Origin of the sequence: Candidatus Desulfosporosinus nitrosoreducens (genome assembly GCF_030954495.1) — a bacterium.
Taxonomy (GTDB): Bacteria; Bacillota; Desulfitobacteriia; order Desulfitobacteriales; family Desulfitobacteriaceae; genus Desulfosporosinus; species Desulfosporosinus nitrosoreducens.
The window spans coordinates 1-23,664 of the sequence record NZ_JAVHUW010000021.1; the positions used below are offsets into that span (position 1 = coordinate 1).

The following is a 23,664-nucleotide window of genomic DNA, read 5'->3' on the forward strand; positions in this document are numbered from 1 at the left end:
TACATTTTAACCTCCAAGTGCACGGTTTTATTAACCTTAATTCATAGTTCCTTGCACTAAAGATTCGACGAAAATGCCCAGAAAACCTTGCAAAATCAGGCTCTTTCCTGTTTTTTTGCACTCGTTAGCAAGCCCTAATTAAGAAATAAAGCGGATCTCCCGCATCCAGTTAAATGGTGCGGGAGATCCGCTTTATTTCTTAATGCTCAATAACTATGTCTTTAATAATCTCATCATTCAAACGCAACTTAGTATTAGTATTCGAAAGCTTCAAGCGGAACATCAAGGGCGGAAGTATCACCGTCGATTACGATCTCCGCGACCCCCCACACGTTGGGGACGACATTGCGCACATAGTACTGAGCGGTGGCTACTTTGCCTGTGTAGAATTTGTAATCAAAGTGATCCGGTCCAAGTTCTCTGGCCTTCTTATCCGCTAATATTGCTTGGTCTAAAATCTGCCTGCCGCAGTAAAGCTGGGCCGTAGCGGTCAAGACGCGGCGCGAATAGAGCGGAACCATACTCGGATTGGTCTGAGAATATCCGGCCAAAGCTTTGCTCATCTCTTTATATGCCTCCAGCGCTTTGCCCAAATAGGCGAATTCTTTATTTAACGGCTCATTGCTTTTATTTGCTTCATAGAAATCTACCATTTCTTGGACCCAAGCGTTAAATACCGAGCCACCCTTCATGTTCATCTTGCGGCCCACTAAATCCATGGATTGAATAAAATTGGTCCCTTCCCAAATAGAGTAGATTTTCATGTCGCGGGCAATTTGGGCTACAGGATACTCTTCGCAGTAGCCATAGCCGCCATAGGTTTGTATAGCCTCACCAATGAGCCACCAACCTTCATCAGAAGGATAGGCCTTACAAAGTGGAGTTGCCACTTCAATAAGATCATTGGCCGCTTGTCTCACCGCCGGATCGGGGTCGCGATGCCGCTGGTCAAAGGCCAGATAAACTCTGTACATCATAGCCCGCATGGCTTCAATGTGCGCTTTACCCATCATTAGAGTTCGCTTAATATCTTCATGGTTGATGATGGCTACCCGCTCTCCTTTGGGCTTGGTAAGCAGGCGGCCTTGAACTCTCTGTTTAGCATTGTCACGAGCATTGGCAAAGGCGTTAATAATGCAGGATAGGGCCATATGGCCTGTTTCCATGCGCGCCATATTCATCATTTGGAACATCTGGGCCATTCCTTCACCTTTGCCCTCATTTTCGCGTGGATCTATACCCAACAACCAACCGCGGCAATTTCCATTTTCCCCGGCAGATAAAGCGGCGGTGACCGAACCATGCTGACCCAGCTTATGCTCTATACCCGTGTTAACAAAATCGTTGTCTTCCAAGCTGCCGTCTTCGTTGACCCACAGCTTAGGAACTACGAACAGAGAAATACCGCCGGTTCCGGGTCTGGCACCTTCTATACGTGCTAAATAGAGATGAATGATATTTTCCGTAAAATCATTATTTCCACCCGTTATAAATATCTTATTGCCCTTGATTTTAAAAATCCGCGGATTGTCGGTGGGATAAGCTTTCGATAGGATATCCCCTACATCAGATCCGGCACCAGGTTCGGTCAGACACATAGTGCCTGACCAAGTACCGTTCATCATCTTAGGAAGGAACATAGCTTTCAATTTCTCATCGCCGAAAGTTTGAATCAAATTAGCGGCACCGGAAGTCAGCAGAATATAAGGCATAAAGGTGGGGTTGGCAGCACAAATCAGCTCCCAAACAGCGGCGTATAACATTTCCGGCATTACCATGGCGTCAGGAGAATTGTCAATATTGCTGGTACCCCATCCTTCTTCCTGAAGCTTGTGGAAAAGAGGCCCAAAGCTGGGCGGTGTAGTTACCTTACCATCCGCAAAGCTGGCCGGATGGGTCTCATTTTCGTCGTTAGTCGCTTCAATAACCCCTTTGCACATTTTTAAAACAGGTTCCAGAACTGATTTAATGTCATCCTTGGAATAGTAGTCGGCAAATTGAGGATAGTTAAAAACACCCGCGGTAGGAAGCCACTCTTGAATGATAAACTCAAAATCCCGAATATTATTGACGGCAAAATTTGACGCCATTTTTCAATTCCTCCTCTGTATTTCTTTAATCCTTCCATTGGTATTTCTCTTGTCCATGTTAGACCTTTTTCTCTGGGGGCCTGGTCCCTTAGGATATCTTGTTCGACCGTACCCAAATTTTTTGAGCATCCGCCTCTTTTATTAATTCCTCACGCAAATCAGGATGCGCAATATTGATTAAAGCTTCCGCCCTTTGCCACGTGCTTTTGCCTTTAAGCATGGCTATACCATATTCAGTAACCACATAATAATTAATACTTCTGGGAACAGTAACAATCGCTCCGGGAGTTAAAGTAGGCCTGATGCGCGATTGTAATTTTCCCTCCTTGTCGGCGAAGGTTGAGGTAAGGCAGATCAGGCCTTTACCTCCTTTAGATTTATAGGACCCATAAATATAGTCTAACTGGCCCCCAGTTCCGGAAATATGCCTGATGCCGGATGATTCTGAGGCGACCTGGCCGTAGAGGTCAACTTCTATCGCATTGTTAATGCAAATCATGTTGTCGTTCTGACAAATGATATCCGGATCGTTCGTATAATCGACCGGATAACTTGCACAGATTGGATTGTTATTCAAAAAATCATAGAGCTTATTGGTTCCCATGGCAAAAGTATAGACCATCTTTCCCTTGTCAATCTGTTTGCGCAAACCAGTTATTCTTCCCGCTTCGTACATATCAACAAAGGAGTCAACCAGCATTTCCGTATGAACACCCAGATCTTTTAAATCCGATTGAGCAATCATGGCACCGACTGCATTCGGCATTGCTCCGATTCCTAACTGCAGGCAGGCACCATCGGAAATTTGCCCTAGGATAATTTGGGCGATCTTTTTATCGATAGCGGAAACAGTGGGATCGGGCAGCTGAAGGAGGGGGCTGTTATCCCCTTGAACAAAATAGTCAATTTCGGAAACATGTAAGGACTCTCTTGAACCGCCCAGACATCTCGGTACAGAGTTGTTTACTTCGGCAATAACTATTTTGGCGGCGTCACAGAAGGCATGAGTAATAGAATTTGCCGTACCCAAATTTACATAGCCATGTTCATCAGGAGGGGTAACCTTGATCAAGGCTACATCGACGGGAACATAACCCCGGTCATAAAAACTGGGACCTTCATGATAGGTTAATGAAATGTAATTGCACAAATTTTTATCGTGCAGCTTTCTGCTGGCCCCACTAAAGTGCCAATCATTATAGATAAAATGTTTTCTTTCAGGGTCGCCGACAACAGTTTGGGGCGGGAATGGGCAGCAAACTGTTCTAATATTAACTCCTTCTAGTTCATCTTTTCTCTTGGCTAAAGCCGCATCTAAAAATTGAGAAGCCATCACGAATTCACCGTAATGGACAACATCACCGGATTTAACGACCTTGACTGCTTCATCAGCGGAAACAAATTTGCGTTCGTATTCTCTTTTGTGATCCAAACCAATTCCTCCCTGTTAAGATTTCGAAATTTATGCCTCCCTCTTGCCAATAAGCTTGGCTATGCAAGAATAGAACCACTCTTTTGACTTTTCGGAATAATAGTTTAAAAAAATAAAGCCTGAATGATTCCCGGCTAATTCAACGTTTTAGATTCTCTACTAATGAAAATGTTTAGCGATTTAAGACCTTTAAGATAGTTAATGAGGCCTTATTCTTTGTCTTCATAGTCTCAAATTTGAGACTATACCTTCTGAAAAAAGACACACCGTCTTAATAAGGAGACACAATTATTTTTATAACTCCCGGGACAAAGTCTTACCGTCAAGCCCGAGCTTAGTTAGTTTCTTGTACAACAATGACCTGTGAATCCCCAGCATTTTAGCCGCTTGCGCTTTATTGCCTTTGGTCCGCCGCAAAACGTCGAGCAGCAAATCTCTTTCAGCGGAATGCAAAAACACGTCTATTTTCCTCTGCTCACCCTCCTGTTTAGCTTGAAAGCTATACTGGAATGCTTCAGACTGTCTTAATTGAACCGGCAGATGTTCAGGGTATATGAACGCTTCCTCAACGACGTTCATAGTACGCTCCAATAAGCTCTCCAATTCCCGGACATTGCCCGGCCAGGCATAGTTCTGCAATATTTGCATGGCTTCTCGGGTAATGCCTTCCACACTCGTCTTTAATTTCTGGTTTAACTTCATCAACAGGAAGTTGGCAAGTAATTCAATGTCTTCCGGTCTTTTCCTTAAAGCCGGTAAATCGACAACCATCACATTTAAGCGATAGAAAAGATCGTCCCGAAAGGTTCCCTCCTGCACCATGTCGTACAAATTGCGATTGGTCGCAGCAATAATACGCACGTCGATTTGGCAAGGCTGCGTTCCGCCTACCCTTTCAATTTCCTGCTCCTGTATGACCCGAAGAATCTTAGCTTGCATTGAAAAACTCATATCTCCGATCTCGTCCAAGAAGATAGTACCATGGTTGGCCAGTTCAAATTTACCCGGTTTTCCGCCTTTGCGCGCTCCGGTAAAGGCTCCTTCAGCATAACCAAATAACTCTGATTCCAGAAGCTGCTCCGGGATAGCGGCACAGTTAACCTTAATAAACGGCCCATGACAGCGCATACTCCCATTGTGAATGGCATGGGCAAACAACTCTTTGCCCGTACCGCTTTCTCCTGTGATGAGGACGTTTGAGGTCGTGCGGGCGGCCCGTTGCGCCAAACGAAGAGTTGCAGTGATTTTAGGCCCTTCACCGATAATATCGTCGAAAGTATACGTGGCCCGGTGGATCTTGCGCAATTCTTCTTTATAAAATTTCAAGTCATTTTCTAATTGGGTCAGCTTCTTGGCGAAGACGCGAGCCAGCCCCATATCTTTAAAAAGAGTCTTGCCAAGTGCCCCGATTATTTTGCCGTCTTTCTTAATTGGTGCCCGGATAATCATAAATTCCCGGTCTCGTACTTTCCAGTACTCGCCAAATTGTGTTACTCCCGTACGCACTATTTCAGGAAGCTTGGAATGCGGAGTCAGCTCGTGAATATGTCGTCCCAAAGCTTGCTCTCCGCTAAGCCCAAGCGCCTCTAAATAGAAATTATTAATCATGACCACTTGACCATGTTCGTCAATGACCACAAGGCCCTCGTAGGGATTATCTACTACTGTCTCCAAAGTAGCTATAAGTTTTTTTGCTTCGTTGAGCTCTTGATACGATCCCCGGAGCGTACTCGCCAAATGATCGAGCAGCGGCCAGAGCTTTAGTACGCCAGTCATTCGTCCTTTATCATCTGTGACAGGAATTTCCTCTGCTCTTTGTTGAAGAAAGAAAGAGAGTGCTTGTTCAGTTGAACTATTTACAGCCAGGCATAAAGGCGCGTTACCTAGTAGTTCTTTGACACATTTTGAGGTATTATGAATATCTGCCTGTGTCAGCGTTGCTTGATCTAAAATGCCTGCCAATAAACCCTCCCTGTTTACAACATATACAAAGTTAAAGGATTGACCGAATTCTTCATAAACCTCAAATACTTTCCGATCCTCAGAAACCTTAGAAAAATCAAGTGTGACGAGATTTTCTACTGAAGCTATTTCCGGTCTGCTGATCATATTGGAGAAAATATCCATCCCACATCCTCCCCTTACCTTCATAAAGGCATTCCACAAGTTTCCGAAAATTCCTGCTTAAACAACAACGCAAAATAACGGTATCAATCCTGCAATAAGCAGAATTACAAAGTAATCTACTAAAATAATGAGTAATAAGTAAATAAATTCAGACTACCGAGGTTTATCTCTTTAAATACTAATTTCGGGTCTAGTTTAGGAATTGATTTTCAGCCCCAGATGGGTAAAATTTTTATTAAGGTCAAAGTTAGTCAAGGTCAGTTACAGGAATCAGGAGGTGTCATTTATGCACTAAATTTTACCCTTTCATTGATCTTTCTACCTAAGTAAAAATTGGAGGTGTTTTTGATGTTTGATTTAGTTCCCTTTTCCAAAAAGCAATCTAATATCGCCAGAAGTAGTGACTTATTTAACATTGAGGACATTTTCGACAACTTTTTTAATGATAGATTTTTTCCTTCCCTGTACAAAAATAGTGCGCAAATGAGAGTAGATATTAGGGAAAATGAAAAGGATTATGTTCTCGAGGCCGAGCTACCCGGCGTAAAAAAAGATGAAATTAATATTGACCTCAATGAAGACCAACTGACTATTTCTGTCCAAAAAAGCTCGCAGTTAGATGAGGAAAATAACAATTACATCCGGAGAGAAAGAAACTATAGCACTATAACAAGATCCTTTGCAATCTCAAATATAGACAATGACAAAGTAAGCGCCAAATTCGAGGATGGAATTTTAATATTAACCCTTCCTAAAAAAGACACCTGGAAAAAGAAAGGCAAACAAATTCGAATCGAATAGGGCACTAACTATATGAGAGCATCTCTAAAAAAGATGCTCTCATATAGTTACAATGTGAAAAGCTAAAGCTCCCGGATAAGATGAGACTTCTAGCTTTTCTTCCTTAAAACTTTTACTTTGCCGGCAATCCAAACTCCTTGGCCGGCCAGTATCAAAGACGCCTTATCGCTTCCCTTGCCTCTACCTGGGTTTTCAGATTGAAGTTTTTTTGCAATACTCAATTCCGATAAAAGTTTCGGACCATTGCCATGCTTTTACTTTTACAAAACCTGTAGCCAACGCCCAAGCGTCCAACTCCTGGCTCCCGGTGGCAGTTTGCTCGATGGTTTTCAGAGATATCAAATAGACCAGTATCACAAGCTTAACGAGTGATGCTGGTCTAAAACTCCTTATTTAATAAAAACATAGGGAATTAAGCGTCATATTTGTTTACGATATTTCGGCTAGGCATTGCCAAAATATTAGGTATCGGAGAGAAGCCTCTTTTCCCCGGCTATTTTTTGTATTGGCGCTATGTCTTGTGTTACCTCCACAATGCCAAGACACTCGCCTTTTTCATCTTTTACGGCCAAATAGCGAATAAAGGCATATTTTTCCCCCATTTTAAGCCAGAAATCCTCATGGTCCTTTTTCCCGGTTTTCAAATCAGCTACGATCTTTTCTACAATTTGGATGCTCGCGGGAGGATGACAGTTTTCCACTCTTCTCCCCAGGATGGTTTTAGTCCTGGCAAATATCCTTTCTCTTCCTTGAGAGAAATATTTGACGGTTCCATTTTTGTCAACAAAGGTTATATCTAGAGGCAGGGTATTCAATATGGCGTTAATTTCTTTAGGGGATAAGCTGCCCGCGTCAAAAGCAATACTGCCATTGCCGCTAAGCTGTTCCCTTTGCTGCTTGACCTTTTCTTTTGCAGCTTTCGTTATCGGTTGCCATTCTTCCTTAGATTCTATTAATGTAAACCCAATTTCTTCACTTTCTTCGGCAATATTCAACCATTCATCTTCGGTTAAAGTTTCGAGGGCCATGGGAAAAAGGATGTTCTCCTCTTTAAAAATCATTTCCTGCACTCTATTGACGAGTTCCTGGGCTTTTCCCATTACTTCATCCTTAATTCCATCACTGGATAATAACGTCTTCAATGCTTTGATTGCATCTCTAATTTCGTCATCAACACCCCACATCACTTTGGGAGGGGCAGTTATCCCATACTTCTCCAAATAAGGAAAAAGTAAATTTTCTTTTCTTGAATAGTGTTTATCGATCTCGCTTAAACGATTTATATTTTCCAGAAGAATATCTGTATTTTTCATATTGTCAGGATGCTTTAATTTCTCAAGATTGGGCTTTACTTTTTCATTCAGCAACTTCTCTATTTCACGATTTTCCTTTTTAAATATGTAAACAGGATGCCCCGGGATTGCTTCGGGTTTTTCCGGTTGATGAATTTCTGCGATGGACCCTTTAAAAACGGCAGCATGAACATCGCATAGATTTTGAATTTCCTCTACGGGCATTCCGTCCATAATTAGGGCCTGTTCCATTTCCGCTATTTCTTTGGCTGAAATGCCTTTTATGAGCTCCTCAAACCTCGGCTTAACATCTTCAACGTTCTTTCCGTTGTGAAGTTCGCTTATCAGCTCTTTTAAAACTTTTTGCCGGTATTCACGATTGTTGATCATGTCGCTCATTATTCCACTTCCTATTCTTTTAATGCTAAACTTTTTATTAATGATCATTTCTCTATCTTCTTTATCACTGCGGTTTAAACGATTTATTGGGGATGTTTTTTACCCGGCTGTTTTCGGCAGCGGATCAAGAAACACCAAAGCAGCCCAAATTCCTATATCGGAAAACAGTAACGGCGCCAAACCGGGCGCTTCGTAGAATATTTTTGCCCAAACGATACTCCCTCTTCCGGCCAAATCAGTTGTCAGATGGAAAGCAAAACCTAACAGGCCTACGGCCAGGCAGAGCGCGATTGTAACTATATATAAAAGGGATAGTCCTTTCTCCTCTCTGCTGAAGGCTTGCAGTAATACTACCATTCCGGCAAAAATTCCGGTGTAAACCGGAACCCAGGTATATACATTCGTGAACCCTGTCCGGGCGTGATCAAAAAATGCAACTAACCCCGTCGCAAAAAACCAGAATGCTGTAACAAAGAGCAAATGGCGGGTTTTATTGGTAAAACCGTATTTTCTATAGTCCGGCCGGTCGTCCCTGCCCGCCAATAATCCAATCAGACCTAAGGCCACAAAGGCTAAAGGCGCAAAGACCGGATTAGAGTTGATTAAACCGGCAAAGGATACGGAATTTCCCGCCGCTGAAGCTTGCAGATGGAAACCGAATCCTAAGACCCCGATAATGGTTCCGGCAAACATCATGACAAAATAGATCAATCTGCTCAAACCGGAACGGGGGACGAGCAGTAGCAGCAAAGCAGCCAAGGCAGCTAAGGGTGAGTAGATGATCGGTATCCACTCATAAAGCGGAAAAAAACTGTTTTCGGAATGAGCGATCAAGACGTCGACAAATACTATCACATAGTTTAAAAACAGATAGGCTAATATTAAGCTGGTTTTACCCCAAGGAACTTCTACATCCTCAGCGGTCAGCCAGCGGTAAACAAAGTGCGTTGTCGTTGCAGACCTCATACAGCTCCCCCTTCCTACGGATTCTTAGTAGATTTACTGGTATCCTGAGCTGTCGACTGACGGGGACCTTTGGAGCGTATATCGGCATCCCATTCTTTTAATTCCGTTAAATCCAGCAATTGCTCATAGATGCCATGCCACTGTACATAGTCGGGACCGTTCATGAAGGCTCCGAAGCGCATTCTCCTGCCTTCGTGGTGCCAAATCTCAAACCCTTTGAAGTCTACAGAGCTGGAGAAGGGGGCACTGGGGATCAGCTTTTCATTTTTTAGGTTCTTAATAATCGTTTGGGCAGTGGCAATATTTGAGTTGCCTTGTTGGACAACTTTATCGGCGTTATCATATAGATTTTGAATAAAACTGTTAGCGTGACATTCCAAACAGACGGTTTGCATAGTTTGTCTGTGTGTCTGCCAATCCGGACGTTTTACCGCTTGAGCAGGTGTCAGCATCCAGCTTAACCTCTCGCCCACATTATGCGTCCCCGGGGCTGCGCCAAAAGCACTGATATGGCAAATAGCACAGGTAGGTGCGCTGAAATTCTTACTGGATAAAGTGCCTGCCGGGGCATTCCAATCCCAGGTACTGCCTTTGTCCGCATACTGCACTCCGTGCAATGACTCCTCATAAATTTCTTTTTGCGGATGATCAGGGCCTAAATGACAGGAACCACAGACTTCCGGTTTTCGTACCTGAGCAAGGGAAAAGGAATGGCTTAAATGGCACTTGCTGCAATCACCGAAAGAACCGTCCGCATTGGGCTTTCCAATGCCATGACAAACTTCACAGGCCATTTTGGTTATATCAGGGCTCTCCAAATGATAGAGATCGTTATAGCTCCCGGTTGAGGACAGGCCATACTGCTGTAATTGTTTATCTGTAAAAGCTGTTGCCCCTGTCTGAGCATACCAAGCCGGCGCACTGTGACGGCTGTGGTCAAATTGCTGGCTTTGAGCCGGATGACAGCGGGAACAATTCAAAGGAGTTGGTTTGAACACTATTTGATTATCGTAGTGGTTGACAGTCAGCTTTCCTCCCGGATCACCCCGGTGACAGTCTAAACAGCTTACCTTATTGGCCGCGTGTTTGCTTTCACCATATTGCTTGACAATTCCGGGGGTGGTCTGATTATGACAACTAAGGCAGCTCCCCCCATTCCCTGCAAAATTCCGGGCGACAGGGCTGCTCCCGCTGCTGAAGTTCCACCAATTTAATAATAAACCGACTGCTATTGTTGCTAAAAGGGCGAGGATTAAATTCCGCCATATAGTCATTTTTTTTATATCGTTATGGATACGGATACACCTCCTACCTACCAAGTAGTCTTAGTATGAATCAGAAAACATATCCTAAACATGGTAAATAATAGCTTAAGCCGCGCAGGCGGCTGCCTGGTTGAACTTACGCCGGAAGAAAATTGCCAGATAAAGCTTTACTTTCCGGCAGCACAAAGAGCGGAAACTCCGTAAGGAATTTCCGCCCCTATTTTTACAGGAAATTATTAGGTTTTACCTTTAATCAGGCGAAGCCTCATTTAGCCACAATACTTGTGATCAAAGGAGTTCGGAGTTGTGTGCTTACGGACTTCCATTGACCCTATATCAGGGAAACTAGAACAATCCTGTAATAACTCCCTCAGAGTCAATATCCATTCTCGTCGCCGCCGGACGTTTGGGCAAACCGGGCATTGTCATGATTGCGCCCGTAATTGCCACCAGGAATCCAGCGCCTGCCGAGAGCCGAATTTCCCGTACCGTGATCGTGAAGCCCGTTGGCCGTCCTAAACGCGCAGCGTCATCGGAAAGCGAGTACTGGGTCTTAGCCATACAGATCGGCAAATTGCCGTATCCCATCTCCACATATTTCTTGATGGACGCCTGGGCCCCTTTGTCAAAAACAACACCGGCCGCACCGTAAATCTCCTTGGCTATGGTTGAGATTTTCTCTTCAATGGACAAATCCAGCTCATAAAGTTCCTTGAACTTGGATTCCCGGCGTTCGAGCACAGAGAGAACGGTTTCCGCCAGTTCAATCCCACCTTCCCCGCCGCGCGTAAATACTTCGGAAAGGGCAACTTCCGCACCCAACTCTTGGCAGCGTTCCCGCACCAAGCTAAGCTCGGCTTCTGTGTCTGTAGGGAAGCGGTTAATAGCCACAACGGCCGGAACCCCAAATTTGGCCATGTTTTCAATATGTTTCTCCAGATTGACCACACCCCGGGCCAAGGCCCCCAGGTCTTCTCTGTCCAGTTGGTCTTTAGCCAGACCGCCGTTCATTTTCAAAGCCCGCACCGTTGCCACAATCACAACGGCTTCAGGCTTCAAGCCGCCAAAGCGGCATTTCAGATCGAAAAACTTCTCGGCTCCCAGGTCGGCGCCGAAACCGGCTTCCGTGACCAGGTAATCGGCTAATTTGAGACCGAGCTTGGTGGCCATAATGCTGTTGCAACCGTGGGCAATGTTGGCAAAGGGTCCGCCATGAATAAACACCGGGGTGTTTTCCAAGGTCTGGACAAGGTTCGGTTTAATGGCATCTTTCATCAAAAGGGCCATAGCACCTTCCGCTTCCAGATCATGGGCGGTGACCGGTTTTCCGTCGTAGGTATAGGCCACAACAATCTTGCCGAAGCGCTCTTTGAGATCCATCAGATCGCTGGCTAAGCAGAGAATTGCCATGACTTCCGAAGCGACGGTGATATCATAGCCGCTTTCCCGCGGGACCCCTTCTGTTCTGCCGCCCAAACCGATGACAAGCTTGCGCAGGGCGCGGTCGTTCATATCGACAACCCGGCGGAAGACAATTTGCCGGGGATCGATATTTAAGGGGTTTCCCTGCTGGATGCTGTTGTCCAGCATCGCGGCTAAAAGGCTATGGGCCGAGGTGATGGCATGGAAATCGCCCGTAAAATGAAGGTTGATATCTTCCATAGGCACAACTTGAGCATACCCGCCTCCGGCAGCTCCTCCCTTGACTCCAAAGCAAGGGCCTAAAGAGGGTTCGCGGACGGCGATCATAGCCTTTTTGCCCATTTTCCAAAGTGCCTGTCCCAAGCCTACCGTCGTTGTTGTTTTTCCTTCTCCGGCGGGGGTAGGGTTAATCGCCGTCACTAAGATAAGTTTGCCATTGGGCTTATCCTTTAAGCGCTTCCAGACGTCCAAACTCACTTTAGCCTTGTATTTGCCGTACAATTCAATGTCATCCTCTTGCAAATCCAGCGTTTGAGCAATTTCCACGATCGGTTTCATGACGGCTGCTTGGGCGATTTCAATATCGCTTTTCATAGTTACTTACCTCATTTCTGATTAGACTATTTTACTTGATCTTCAACCCTGAAATCATAGACCTGGCCAAAACTTCCAAGCCCGGGTCTTTAATTCCTGTACGGACTGACAGCCGGAAGGCATGTCCGGCTTTCGTTGCAGCTCAGCATATATTTTGCTCATATTCCATTTCTAAAATCCATAGAATATTCTCGATCCCGATCCATAAGAGGGCTAAATATTTTAGTGCTGGAAGGAAATTTTGCAGGCAAGCCGTAAATAAAGGGAAAGCTTCCTTATCGTCTGAGTGGTTTAGAACATTTCTTTACTCATTTTATCGATGGCTGCACTTGCCGACTCATAAACTCCCGGAAAGGAACTGAAATTTAAACCTTGAGTTAAATTAGGAATAAAGTATAGCTTGCCGCAATTTCTGCAAGCTCTCTCCACTTCGCGGGCAATTATTTCCGGTGTCCAAGCCGGGAAATCAACGACACCGCTGTCGATATCTCCCATGAAGCTGATTTGTTTACCGTAGTTCTTAATCAGCTCAGGTGTGTTGTTTGTCGTCATAACTCCCTGCCAGATATCAATTCCCATCTCGATCATATAAGGAACCAAGTTAGCCGCATAGGAGTCGCTATGGTGCACGATCAGTTCGACGCCATGGTCCTTGTAATAGCCATATATTTTTTTGTAGGCCGGCAGAAAAAACTCTTCGAACATCGCCGGGGAAATGAAGGAAGATTTTTGACTGCCCCAATCATCATGATGGAAGAGGGCGTCTGGCTGAAGACGCTCAATCAGTATTTTGGCCAAACCCAACTCGAATTCTGTTAAGTAAGCAATAAGTTCATGCATGGCTTCGGGTTCTTCATATAAAGCCATTAAGGCATCTTCCATGCTCATAAGATGGTGACACATTTCAAAAACGCCCGGCGCTACAAAGGCTGTGACAAATTTATCCTTGCGGTCCACCGAATTAGCATGAGCCACGGCGGCAGCCCAGGCTTCGTCGGAATTCTCAATGACCGGCGCCTTAACATATTTTTTCCACTCTGTAATATCTTTCAATACTTTGTGCTCGGCGTCATGCACCGGAAACTGACCAAGCTGGCCTTCCGGCCATCTGAAGGTAATACCCCAATCATTCTTAAATTCCGTACCCGGCTCACACATGAACTTTATGGGCATTTCCAAAATTATTTCCATGAATTCATACTGATTTACGAAGCGATCCGGATTTCCTCCTTTGATCGTTTCCAGTAAATTTTGCCTTTTCGTTAACATTGTTACTATCCCCTTTAACTGTTTGATGATGTATGAGAAGCACTTACTAATGCCTGAGCTTTGACGGCGGCGCTTCCCGCATCGGGAGCAAAGCCGTCTGCACCAATTTCATCTGCGTATTCCTGGGTTACGGGCGCACCGCCGACAATGACCTTGAACCCCGTTAAGCCACTGGCTTTGAGTTCTTGAATCGTTTTTTTCATCGCTGTCATTGTCGTTGTGAGAAGACCTGAGCATGCTACTAAAGTTACGTTTTCATTTTCTTTGACAGCCGCAATAAATTTGGCTGCGGAAACATCTACGCCGAGATCGACCATATTAAAACCGGCACTTTCGAGCATCATTTTAACAAGGTTTTTGCCAATATCGTGAAGGTCCCCTTCCACAGTGCCAATAATGCATGTTCCCAAAGAAGAAGCGCTGTCACTCACAAGATGAGGTTTGAGCACTTCAACCCCTTTGGACATTGCTTTAGCGGCCATCAGCATTTCCGGCACAAAAATTTCCCCGGCAGAAAACCGGTCGCCGACGATGCCCATGGAGTCAACCATCACTTGGAGAATATCTTCCGCGGAACCACCTTCATTTAATGCTTCTTGTACCAAGTCCGGAACAAGCTTAGCCTTGCCCTTTTCTATATTTGTTTTGATATCCGCAATTTTGGACATTTGTAATTCCTCCTCTTGATTAGTCTATTTGCTTATTTTCTGGCCGAATTTTCCTTCCCGGTAGGCCCCAATGTATTCCATACAATATTCGTCCCTGCCCAACAGTGCTTCCGTCGCGAAAATCATACCCATCAAATCCTTGTTCGTCGGGTCGATGATTGCACTGTCCATGCCGGAGTTCATAGCTAAAACGATAAAGGCCTGATTGACAAGTTTCCTTGCCGGAAGATTAAAGGAAATATTGCTGGCCCCGCCTATCACATGAATTTGGGGATACTGTGCTTTGATTTCTTTCACAACTTCGGTTATGGTGTTAATGCCGTCTTCTGAGGTGCAAAGCATTTGTACTAAGGGGTCAATGTGCAGGCGCGAAGGAGCGATGTGATACTCTTGGGCTTTTTTCATAATTTCCGCGAATACTTCCAGGCGTTTTTGGCCTGTCTGAGGAATCCCGCTGTCATCGCATAAGAGAGCAGCACATTCCCATTGGGTATCAGCGATTAGAGGAAAGACGAGATCGATTTTATTTCCTTCCATGGATACAGAATTGATAAGGCCCGGTTTGTTGCACAATTTAACGGCTTCAGCGCAGATGCGGGCGTTGGGGCTGTCTATGGATATAGGTGTCTCACTAACCTCCTGGACCAAATCGATTAACCATTTCATGGTTTCAAGTTCAAGATCGTCTACAACCGATGCGCAAACATCAAGGAATTTTGCTCCTGCCTCGGCTTGAATTTTAGCAAGGTTTTGGATGAATTCTGCATCTTTGTTGGCAATTGCCTTAGCTACGGAAGGAATTGCACCGTTGATTTTTTCACCGATGATTATCAAAGTCACTCTACCTCCATTAGTAATTTTCCTTTTTTCACCCCTAAATTAGCTTTGAAACAGTATGCACGGGAATATCCAAATGAGAGCTTAAAAATTTGAAAACCTATGGCTATGAAGCCTTGTATTTTGGGTATAAAATAGGAATTGCAGAAAGCTGTCCTCTCACCTCTCTAAAAGAAAATTTGTATATACATCATGATGTTATATATTCTGTTTTTTAAATATTCTACCTTTGTAAGATTTAACAAAGTATTCAGTGAAAACATTGCATTCTGCACAACTAGCTTAGTTAAGGAGGTCTTTCGCTTTGATGGAGGATAATTTCCTGATTTCCCACTATTCCCTGGAACTCTTAAAAACGCTGACTAAAGACTCCGGACTGCAAGACCTTGTCGATTTGGGATACCGAATGTTGGGCAACCCCTTTACGATCACTGACCTTAGCGTTAAGCTTCTTGCTTCAACCGGTGAAACCCAGGTAACGGATGATCCTGTCTGGAATGAGCTGCAGAAGAATAAAAATTTTATTTTCCAGACCTATTCTTATTACGCTAAGAACAGCTTGTTTGAGCAAATAGCGAACAATGAGGACCCTTTTTACTGGCTGGACCCCTATTGCAAGTACCCCAGGATTATCGGCAAAATTTCTATTCACAATAGAGACATGGCCGTTCTGGTTGTTTGCGCCCATAACCGCGAGTTCAAGGCAAGCGATAAAGACATTGTTTCTATCCTTTGTGATGCCTGCTCGATCGAATTACAAAAAAATAAATATATTCATTTATCCCCGGGTTTGCTGCATCAGAACTTTTTGCTCGACCTGCTTGAGCGCAATATTGAAGACGGAAGAATCATCGCCGAACGGATGAAAGTCTTGAATTTAAAGTTAAAACGCAAACTGTTTGTCCTAAATTTGGATACACAAAATTTGGATATATCAAAGTCGACTCTTCCCTATCTGAGGGAAGAAATCGAGAAAAAATTAGCCAACGCTAAAGCCGTAATTTACAATCACAACCTTGTGATACTGGCCAGCTGTGAAAATGAACTGCATTTTTTGGAGGTCGAATTAAAGGCTTTAAAAGCATTTATCACTAACAATAATTTACAGGCCGGAATCAGCCGCTCTTTTACGGACCTGACGGAGGTACGGGAACATTACCTGGAGTCCTTGGAAGCACTAAAGCTGGGAGAATTTCTTAAAAAAGAAGCTCATTTCTTTCGTTATGCCGATTATCTTATTTATGATCTAATAAATTTTCATTGCGACAAAGAAAAATATAAAAAGTTTTTGCACCGTTCCTTATTAATGCTCATTGAATATGATCAAGAGAATAAGACAGAATTTGCGCGCAGCCTGTATACTTATATCTGCAATTTTAAAAATGTCAAGGATTCCGCCACTGAATTGAATATCCATCGCAATACCATGTTCCATAGAATTGAAAAAATAGAAAGCATACTAAATCTGGATTTAAATGATGGTGACATTTTATTTCAGCTTTATTTTTCTTATAAGATGCTGGAACTTTTAAAAGTTTCTTTGCCCTGATTAATTGCATTCAGTTCTGTCTGCAACTTCTGAGTTACAATTTGCGAAGCTTTTTTCGCTGGCAGTTCAGTGAGCAGCAGACAGTGACAAGGAATGGCAAGGATTCCTTCTTTTTAGGGCCAGGGGACAGCATTATTGGTCTGCTTTTTATAGCTATCCTTGATGAAGCTGCTGGTACGGGGATTAGAAATTCATGAAAAATTATAGGATATAGCAAAAAACGACAAGAAACACACTAATTTTAATGATATAGTTAAAGGCAACAATGGTGAGTTTCGGGGATAGCAAGAATTCCTATTGAGATAACTGCAACGCTAACTAGGGGGGAAATGAGTGGTTCTAAATAATATAAAAGCTTTTTTTCTCCATTTAGGCTTAGACATCATAGTATTGTTCCTCTTTTCTCCTATAATGGGCAAGTTTTTTGACCCAATGCCTTGGTCCACAGTGGTGCAAAGATTATTTGGATTATTATCCATAGTGTTATGTATTTGCCTAGGATTATTGTTAACTTCACAAGATACAAAATATAAGAACTTTTTATCCTGTATATTACCAGCCATTATTGGTTTTTTAGTATGGCTTTATTGTTATGTCAATTGGCCGGACAATTTTAATAACAACGCTCATCCATCAGGATGGCGACTGGCGTATGTTCTTTACACATGCGACTCAATTTGGATGGTTGGTTTCTTTAACAATACCATCCCGTTTTATAACGCAAACGCAGCATCCATTTTCTCATTTATACCGTCTTTCTTGTTATTTATCGGTTTAGAATTAAAGGCTATAATTATCAAAAAGTGATATAACTTTACCATATTTGTTCACCCCTAATTCAATGGATTTATGATTGTGGTAAAAACAAACTACCTTTAGACGTTGTTTTAAAATCTCTAAAAGCTGCTTAAGGAGAAATTTAACTAATCGTCTGTAACTATTTGTTACAAGTATTGCTCATTTATAGGTGACAATTTACATAAGTGACAAATAACCCCCACCTGGAATTAAGTGGGGGTTATTTGTTTTTTTACAGTATCCTTTTTAAGTTTAAGGTATTAATGGCCGCGCTCAGAATTATTACACAGGACTTTAAATTCTTGGAATTCGGCAGCATCCATAGTTCGGGCATGTTTTTCTTGGGGAAATAGCCGGCTTTCTACTTCATCTTTATAATTTTTAACCGCTTCAAAGGTTGAATGCTTATAATCGGCATATTCTTTAACATGGACAAGTTTTCGCGGAGTCATTCCCAAGAGATCGTTAATCACTTGAACTTGTCCGTCGCAATATCTGCCCGCGGCAATCCCAATCGTCGGGATCGTTAAGTGCTCCGATATTAGCCCGGCAACTTCTTCCGGAACCATTTCTAAAACAAGCAACTTTAAGCCGGATTTTTCGAGGCTTAAGGCACTTTCATACAACTCTTTGGCTTGTTCCCGGGTTTTTCCCTGCACCGCCGCTTTTTCATGAGTTTGCGGTGTAAAACCTATGTGCCCGATTACATCAATCTTATTTTTGGTCAGGTATTCTACGACCTCTTCCTCCCGGCCTTCAAGCTTGACCGCATCAGCCCCCGCTGCAATAAACAACTGAGCATTTTCCAAGGCTATTTCTTTAGTTTCATACGATCTATAGGGCATATCGGCCAGCAAAAAGGCTTTTTCAACCCCTCTGCGGACAGCTTTGAGGTGATGAAGCATATCTTGCATCGTTACTTCGGTGGCACTTTGATATCCCAGCATATTCGTACCGACGCTGTCTCCGATGAATATAATGTCAATTCCGGCATTTTCCTGGATTACAGCCGTGGGATAATCGTAACAAGTCAGCATGGTAATCTTTTGCCCCATTTTTTTCTTATTCAGCAGATAATCAATGGTTTTCTTCATACAACCAATCTCGCCCTTTCCTTTGCTATTTTACTTAATCCTCACCCTTCAGCCCTCAAAGCATAAATAATAAAGCCTCCTGACGTTTGTTTGTCAGAAGGCATGTTGGTATAGCCAAGCCTCCCTTCCGTCTCAGTCCTTTTCAGGTACAAGCATTCGGGCTTAGATTTTAAGTTGCCTCACCTTTGACAACATAATTTGGTATGGCCATTTCTGGTACCATCCAGATTGTCTTTGCGGAGAAGCGGTCTATATTTTTGATGCTATCATATTGTGATCAGCAAATCAATCCTATAACCAGCATCGTTATTGAGCCGTCGAAGTTCTTTTTCAGTGCAAGATTCATCATCCGGATCTGCTTGAGCGATTTTTCCCACCAGTCCGATTTTTTCACGGAACAGTTTAATAAAGGACTTTGGTTACAGATTTAAATTTTAAATTTTCTTAAAAATATTCTAATCTAAGAAGGATTTCATTTGTCTGCGTAGAACGTATTTATCTGTCAGGAAAATTCCCGCAAGTCAATAAACTTGAAAAATTAAAGGGAGGGGCATTTATGCAGTATTCAGGAAAACCTCGGATTCTTATCTTAGGCGGAAATTTCGCAGGATTAACCACGGCAAGATTTATTCGGGAGCAATGTGGCAAGGACGTTAATATCACGGTGATTGATCGCAAACCTTATCTGCTCTTTGTTCCCAATATTCCGATCGAGGTGTTTGCCAATCGCAATCCACAAAATGCTCTGCATATGCCCATTGAACATGTTTTATTCGATGACGGCATAGATTTTATCCAGGCTGAAGTTAAGGCAATTGATGTGGAAACCTCCCAGGTGGAGTATGTTTCTGTCGAACGGCCCGGTTCTTCGCTTGAGCATATTGAGTATGATTACCTTGTCGTGGCTTTAGGCGCCAGATTAGCTTATGATAAAATCGAAGGCTTTGGCGAATATGGCTCCACTTTGTCAGATACATATTATGGCAACCGTTTACGTCGCTACCTGCATGAAGGCGGCTACAAAGGAGGGCCTATCGTTATTGGTTCGTCCCGTTTTCATCAAGGAACTAAAGGCAAACCCGACTGGCTGCCAAACGCCTTGGCTGCTTGTGAAGGACCTCCGTTGGAAATTGGCCTATCGCTGGGAGCTTGGTTGGAAGATCATAAACTGGGCGGTCCGAACAAAATTACTCTATTTACGCCGGCTCCAGTCATTGCTGAAGATGCCGGCGAAGAGATCGTCGCTAAATTTCTGGAAATGGCCGGAAATATGGGCTACAACTATGTCAATAAAACAGAAGATATTAAACGCCTGACTGCAGACGGCATTGAATTTACCAATGGGAAAAGTCTGGAGGCCGAAATAAAGATAGTCCTTCCTGACTGGCAACCCCATTCCTTTATGAAAGATTTACCCATAGTTGATGAAGAAGGCTTTGTGATCACGGATCTAACAATGCGTAATCCTGATTATCCTCGAATTTTTGCAGCCGGTGACGCCGCGGCTTTAACTGTACCCAAGCTAGGAACTTTGGGGGATATGCAAGCTAGAATCGTCGCCCTGCAAATTGCCAAAGACCTCGGAAAAGTTTCCGCCGAAAAAGCTGATGAGCCGTTCCGTCCAACTGTGATCTGCATGGGGGATATGGGAAGAGACAAAGGGTTTTATATACATTCGGATGTCTGGTACGGAGGAAAGACAAGCATTATGAAAATGGGTCATATGATTTTTGCTCTCAAATTAGCTTTTAAAGAAATGTATTACCGAACCGGAGGCAAACCATCCCGCTGGGGACTGCCTTTGACAGAACTACTTATTGAGCACCTGACGTAAGTACGATCCGACGGAATGCCAAAGTCCACCTCACCCCCAAACCAATCCACCAGCATTTCAAGGTCGCTGAGTGTGATCTTGAAATGCCGGTAATTCCACCCAAATTGGCTCATGCCCGGTATAGGGCAAAAACTTTGTCAACAGGTCCGATGTCCTGATTTTTAAACTGGAGGTATTGACGCAAGGATGACAGCCAAAGTACTCACTTTGTAAAACATCCTTATCGATCAATAGCTGTACTGTTTTGCTTTTATCGTTTACCAGTCCCAGCACACTGGCTGATCCCGGTTTGGTATGCAAATACGTTTCCATGTCTTCAGCAGCGGCAAAGGATAATCTGGACGAATTAATTTGGGCAGATAAATCCTTTGTCTTGAATTTTTTACGGCCCGGCATTACCAGTAAGTAAAAATGCGTTTTTGGCGAGTTGCAAAGAAACAGATTTTTGCAGATTTCAATGTCTAAAAGCTTTTCAACTTCATGACAAAATTCTATAGAAGGAGTTTCATCATGATCAAGTCTTAAATAGGCAATATTCAGCTGCTCCAATAAATCGTAGATATCCATTTCTTGCTGCGAGCGCTTGATCTTGCTCGGTTTCGTCTTATAAATAATGGGGTCAATTTTAAACTCTTGCATAGTTTACTTTACCTTCTTACTCTTTGCTGATTCTCAGCAGTTTGTTTTCTATCCTATTCCGGATCTTTTTCCACAGCTTTGACAATTCGCATCCCAGTCTCCTTAATTAACCAATGTTTCAGCCTTAAACTACTTTTCCTTATTAGTTAGAACTGCTCGTCTCAGGTTATCGCATACATAAGGAAGTTGTCAAATTCACCGTTGGGAAGCAAAAATTATGCCAAAGTTCTTTATATCTCATACTTTCCTCAATCTACCCTCTACATTCCACGTGTATCCTTAGATTCCTCCAAAATCTCAAAGAGTTCCTATAAATTGTCAGACAAATTATACTTCAGTGATTCAAGGATGACTCTTGATCAGATCTGCCGTTTCGCATGAGGAGCACCAAAACAATTGCTATCAGTACTATGACCGTCGTCATGGCCAAGGCATAGTCTACCGCATCGACATATGCCTGCTTTTGAACTACTCCGGCGATTACGGAGATGGCCAAGCTGTTGGCCTCACTTTGTGAATATCCATTTTGCATAAACAATCCCTGAAGTTGCCTGATTAACATTTTAGCCACCGGGTTGAAAGGTGTTATCTGCTCCGACAGTTTACTATAATTCAAATCCAGCCTGCTTTGTATCGTTGTTGTCATAATGGTTACACTAAGCGATATGGCAATTTGTTTAATCACATTATTTAACGCTGAGGCTTTGCCCGACAAATGCTGTGGTATAGCGTTCATTCCTACTGTGGTAATTGGCATTAGGACTAGCCCAAGTCCTGCTCCGCGTATTGTCAAAATAGATATGATCGCCGATCTGCTTGTATCCATATTAATAAAAGCTAATAAGTATGAACTAATGATCAAAATAAGCATTCCTATTATACAAAGTAATTTTGCCCCTATTTTATCAAATAGCTTTCCTCCGATAGGCATCATAAGGCCTGAAACAAGCGCTGAAGGGAATAAGATTATTCCTGTTTCCATCGCCGTATATCCTCTGAGGTTTTGTAAAAACAAAGGGACTACATACATCCCTCCCATTAGTACAAAGAACATAATACATTGAATAATCTGGCTGATAGTAAAGTCGAAACGTTTCAACACGCGCAATTCAAGAAGTGGATCGGGATGAGTCAGTTCATTAATAACAAACAACAGCATACTGCCTACCCCAAGGACTATGAGGAGAGGGTTCTTTATATTTTCCCAGTCTATAGCAGTCCCCTCACCTAAAACATAAAGAATGCTGACAATGCCCATTGTTGAAGATATAAATCCAAGGTAGTCAAATTGTTTAAAGGGCCTTGGTGGAGTACCTTCGAGCAATATTCCTGCCAGGATAACTCCACAAATCCCAATTGGAACATTAACATAAAAGATCAGCCTCCAATCTAAATTCTGAATGATATATCCTCCCAAGGTAGGACCTATTGCCGGAGCAGCCGTAGCTGCTATGCCCCAAAATCCCATAGCGGTGCCACGCCCTTCGGGCGGAAATATCTGCATAACCATAGCCATCCCTACAGGTATAATCATCCCGCCCCCCATGGCCTGAATGATGCGAAATACAATCATAGCAGTGTTACTCCAGGAAATCCCGCATAAAAAGGAACCTAAAGTAAAGGCAGCAAGGGCAAATATAAATACTTTTTTATAGCCAAAAACGTCGCCAAGGTACCCACTTAGAGGAACTATAGCGCCCAAAGTAAGGGTATAGGCTGTTAATATCCATTTGACGTCATCCAATGATGCGCCAAATACGGACATCATTTTGGAAACGGCAATATTTACAATACTGCTGTCCAGAGAGGCCATAAAAGTTCCTATACAAATTACCAACAGCGCCAGCCACTTCGCTGAAGCATCCTTCTTTTTAGCGTTCACTCTGCCCTCTCTCCTCATTTCACATAGATTTTAACGACGGAGTTTGTTCCCGGCAACAAATAATCGTTGTTCTTGCTATTAATTTGGATTTTTGCAGGTATTCTCTGAACTACTTTTGTAAAGGTTTCATTGTGTTTTCTCGTGTATTTATTACCTTAGGACCACATCATGTAAGGAAAATAACTGCAACAAGAAATTGGAGAGCCGTTTTTTTCATAATCTCATCTCCTCCAAATTTGATTGTTTAATTCGAACGCAAATAGTATGGTTACCATACTATTTGCGCAAAAAAATATACTTAGTGCTTGTTCTTCTCAGGATCAAAAATTTCTTTTCTTTGATTTAGCAACCACGCAGCCGCGTCTTCATCTTTAGTAAAGAGACGTCCGGGACAACCATAGGTTTTGGCGATCATTATTCTGGCAAGGGATTTATAGAGCTTTTGCATACTCTCGGAAGCTGTAACTAACGCTACACCAGAACAATATTTTTTCATTAAAGGTTTATTGTCTTTCAACCAGTTGCTGAACAGCTTCCTTGCTTCAGGAATATTGGCTTCTTCGCCTTCTCTTACGATGGCAATTCCAAAGACTTCCTCTTTCTTCAATTGTTTTTCTAAAACACATATTAACTCTTTAACGGCATAAATCGATGCAGCCATTCTAAACTTAATGATCTTATCCGATGCCGTCTGTGTTTCTTTCAC

The 23,664-nt window shown here is 43.0% G+C and carries 18 protein-coding genes and 1 pseudogene; 4 read left to right on the top strand and 15 right to left on the bottom strand.

Going from position 1 to position 23,664, the window contains the following annotated elements; genetic code table 11:
- Nucleotides 1-254 precede the first annotated feature (254 nt).
- The 3 genes from REC12_RS01665 to REC12_RS01675 form a co-directional block, all read right to left on the bottom strand.
- Complete coding sequence (locus tag REC12_RS01665; RefSeq protein WP_308891907.1) at nt 255-2,090, bottom strand: acyl-CoA dehydrogenase family protein; 1,836 nt, start codon at nt 2,088-2,090, stop codon at nt 255-257.
- 88 nt (nt 2,091-2,178) lie between these two features.
- Nucleotides 2,179-3,522, bottom strand: a complete 1,344-nt coding sequence (locus REC12_RS01670; protein ID WP_308891908.1) for an acetyl-CoA hydrolase/transferase family protein — start codon at nt 3,520-3,522, stop codon at nt 2,179-2,181.
- A 294-nt stretch (nt 3,523-3,816) separates the two neighbouring features.
- Entirely contained in the window at nt 3,817-5,649 is a 1,833-nt protein-coding gene (locus REC12_RS01675; RefSeq protein WP_308891909.1) for a sigma 54-interacting transcriptional regulator, read from the bottom strand.
- 348 nt (nt 5,650-5,997) lie between these two features.
- On the opposite strand from REC12_RS01675, the gene REC12_RS01680 reads away from it, so the two are divergent.
- The gene (locus tag REC12_RS01680) at nt 5,998-6,450 is read left to right on the top strand and encodes an Hsp20/alpha crystallin family protein (protein WP_308891911.1); all 453 of its coding nucleotides are present in this window, start codon (nt 5,998-6,000) and stop codon (nt 6,448-6,450) included.
- A gap of 461 nt (nt 6,451-6,911) precedes the next feature.
- On the opposite strand, the gene REC12_RS01685 is transcribed toward REC12_RS01680, so the two are convergent.
- From REC12_RS01685 to REC12_RS01715, 7 genes are all read right to left on the bottom strand, one after another.
- Entirely contained in the window at nt 6,912-8,141 is a 1,230-nt protein-coding gene (locus REC12_RS01685) for a DUF438 domain-containing protein (protein ID WP_308891957.1), read from the bottom strand.
- 99 nt (nt 8,142-8,240) lie between these two features.
- Nucleotides 8,241-9,107, bottom strand: coding sequence for a hypothetical protein (locus REC12_RS01690; protein ID WP_308891913.1), 867 nt, complete (start codon nt 9,105-9,107; stop codon nt 8,241-8,243).
- 14 nt (nt 9,108-9,121) lie between these two features.
- A complete protein-coding gene (locus tag REC12_RS01695) occupies nt 9,122-10,381 on the bottom strand; it encodes a multiheme c-type cytochrome (RefSeq protein ID WP_308891914.1) in 1,260 nt (419 codons plus the stop codon).
- A gap of 336 nt (nt 10,382-10,717) precedes the next feature.
- Nucleotides 10,718-12,388 carry a formate--tetrahydrofolate ligase gene (locus tag REC12_RS01700; protein ID WP_308891916.1) on the bottom strand — a complete coding sequence of 557 codons (1,671 nt, stop codon included), beginning with the start codon at nt 12,386-12,388 and terminating at the stop codon, nt 10,718-10,720.
- A gap of 291 nt (nt 12,389-12,679) precedes the next feature.
- On the bottom strand, nt 12,680-13,657 hold the full coding sequence (locus REC12_RS01705; protein ID WP_308891917.1) for a uroporphyrinogen decarboxylase family protein: 978 nt from the start codon (nt 13,655-13,657) through the stop codon (nt 12,680-12,682).
- Nucleotides 13,658-13,671: 14 nt separating this feature from the next.
- Nucleotides 13,672-14,325 carry a cobalamin B12-binding domain-containing protein gene (locus REC12_RS01710; RefSeq protein ID WP_308891918.1) on the bottom strand — a complete coding sequence of 218 codons (654 nt, stop codon included), beginning with the start codon at nt 14,323-14,325 and terminating at the stop codon, nt 13,672-13,674.
- Nucleotides 14,326-14,349: 24 nt separating this feature from the next.
- The gene (locus REC12_RS01715; RefSeq protein WP_308891921.1) at nt 14,350-15,159 is read right to left on the bottom strand and encodes a methyltetrahydrofolate cobalamin methyltransferase; all 810 of its coding nucleotides are present in this window, start codon (nt 15,157-15,159) and stop codon (nt 14,350-14,352) included.
- Between the two features lie 310 nt (nt 15,160-15,469).
- On the opposite strand from REC12_RS01715, the gene REC12_RS01720 reads away from it, so the two are divergent.
- Both REC12_RS01720 and REC12_RS01725 read left to right on the top strand, forming a co-directional pair.
- Nucleotides 15,470-16,711, top strand: coding sequence for a PucR family transcriptional regulator (locus tag REC12_RS01720; protein ID WP_308891959.1), 1,242 nt, complete (start codon nt 15,470-15,472; stop codon nt 16,709-16,711).
- A 333-nt stretch (nt 16,712-17,044) separates the two neighbouring features.
- Complete coding sequence (locus REC12_RS01725; RefSeq protein ID WP_308891924.1) at nt 17,045-17,518, top strand: hypothetical protein; 474 nt, start codon at nt 17,045-17,047, stop codon at nt 17,516-17,518.
- A 251-nt stretch (nt 17,519-17,769) separates the two neighbouring features.
- On the opposite strand, the gene panB is transcribed toward REC12_RS01725, so the two are convergent.
- Complete coding sequence (gene panB, locus REC12_RS01730; RefSeq protein ID WP_308891925.1) at nt 17,770-18,603, bottom strand: 3-methyl-2-oxobutanoate hydroxymethyltransferase; 834 nt, start codon at nt 18,601-18,603, stop codon at nt 17,770-17,772.
- A gap of 556 nt (nt 18,604-19,159) precedes the next feature.
- Here panB and REC12_RS01735 point away from each other — a divergent pair.
- Nucleotides 19,160-20,437 carry an NAD(P)/FAD-dependent oxidoreductase gene (locus REC12_RS01735; RefSeq protein ID WP_308891926.1) on the top strand — a complete coding sequence of 426 codons (1,278 nt, stop codon included), beginning with the start codon at nt 19,160-19,162 and terminating at the stop codon, nt 20,435-20,437.
- A gap of 57 nt (nt 20,438-20,494) precedes the next feature.
- Here the strand turns inward: REC12_RS01735 and REC12_RS01740 are convergent, their stop codons facing one another.
- From REC12_RS01740 to REC12_RS01755, 4 genes and pseudogenes are all read right to left on the bottom strand, one after another.
- On the bottom strand, nt 20,495-21,076 hold the full coding sequence (locus REC12_RS01740) for a prolyl-tRNA synthetase associated domain-containing protein (protein WP_308891928.1): 582 nt from the start codon (nt 21,074-21,076) through the stop codon (nt 20,495-20,497).
- 334 nt (nt 21,077-21,410) lie between these two features.
- Nucleotides 21,411-22,958: a DHA2 family efflux MFS transporter permease subunit gene (locus REC12_RS01745; RefSeq protein ID WP_308891930.1), complete on the bottom strand. Its 1,548-nt coding sequence runs from the start codon at nt 22,956-22,958 to the stop codon at nt 21,411-21,413.
- A 14-nt stretch (nt 22,959-22,972) separates the two neighbouring features.
- Nucleotides 22,973-23,083, bottom strand: a pseudogene (locus REC12_RS01750) (HlyD family secretion protein); the annotation flags it as partial.
- A gap of 173 nt (nt 23,084-23,256) precedes the next feature.
- Nucleotides 23,257-23,664, bottom strand: a complete 408-nt coding sequence (locus REC12_RS01755; RefSeq protein ID WP_308891932.1) for a hypothetical protein — start codon at nt 23,662-23,664, stop codon at nt 23,257-23,259.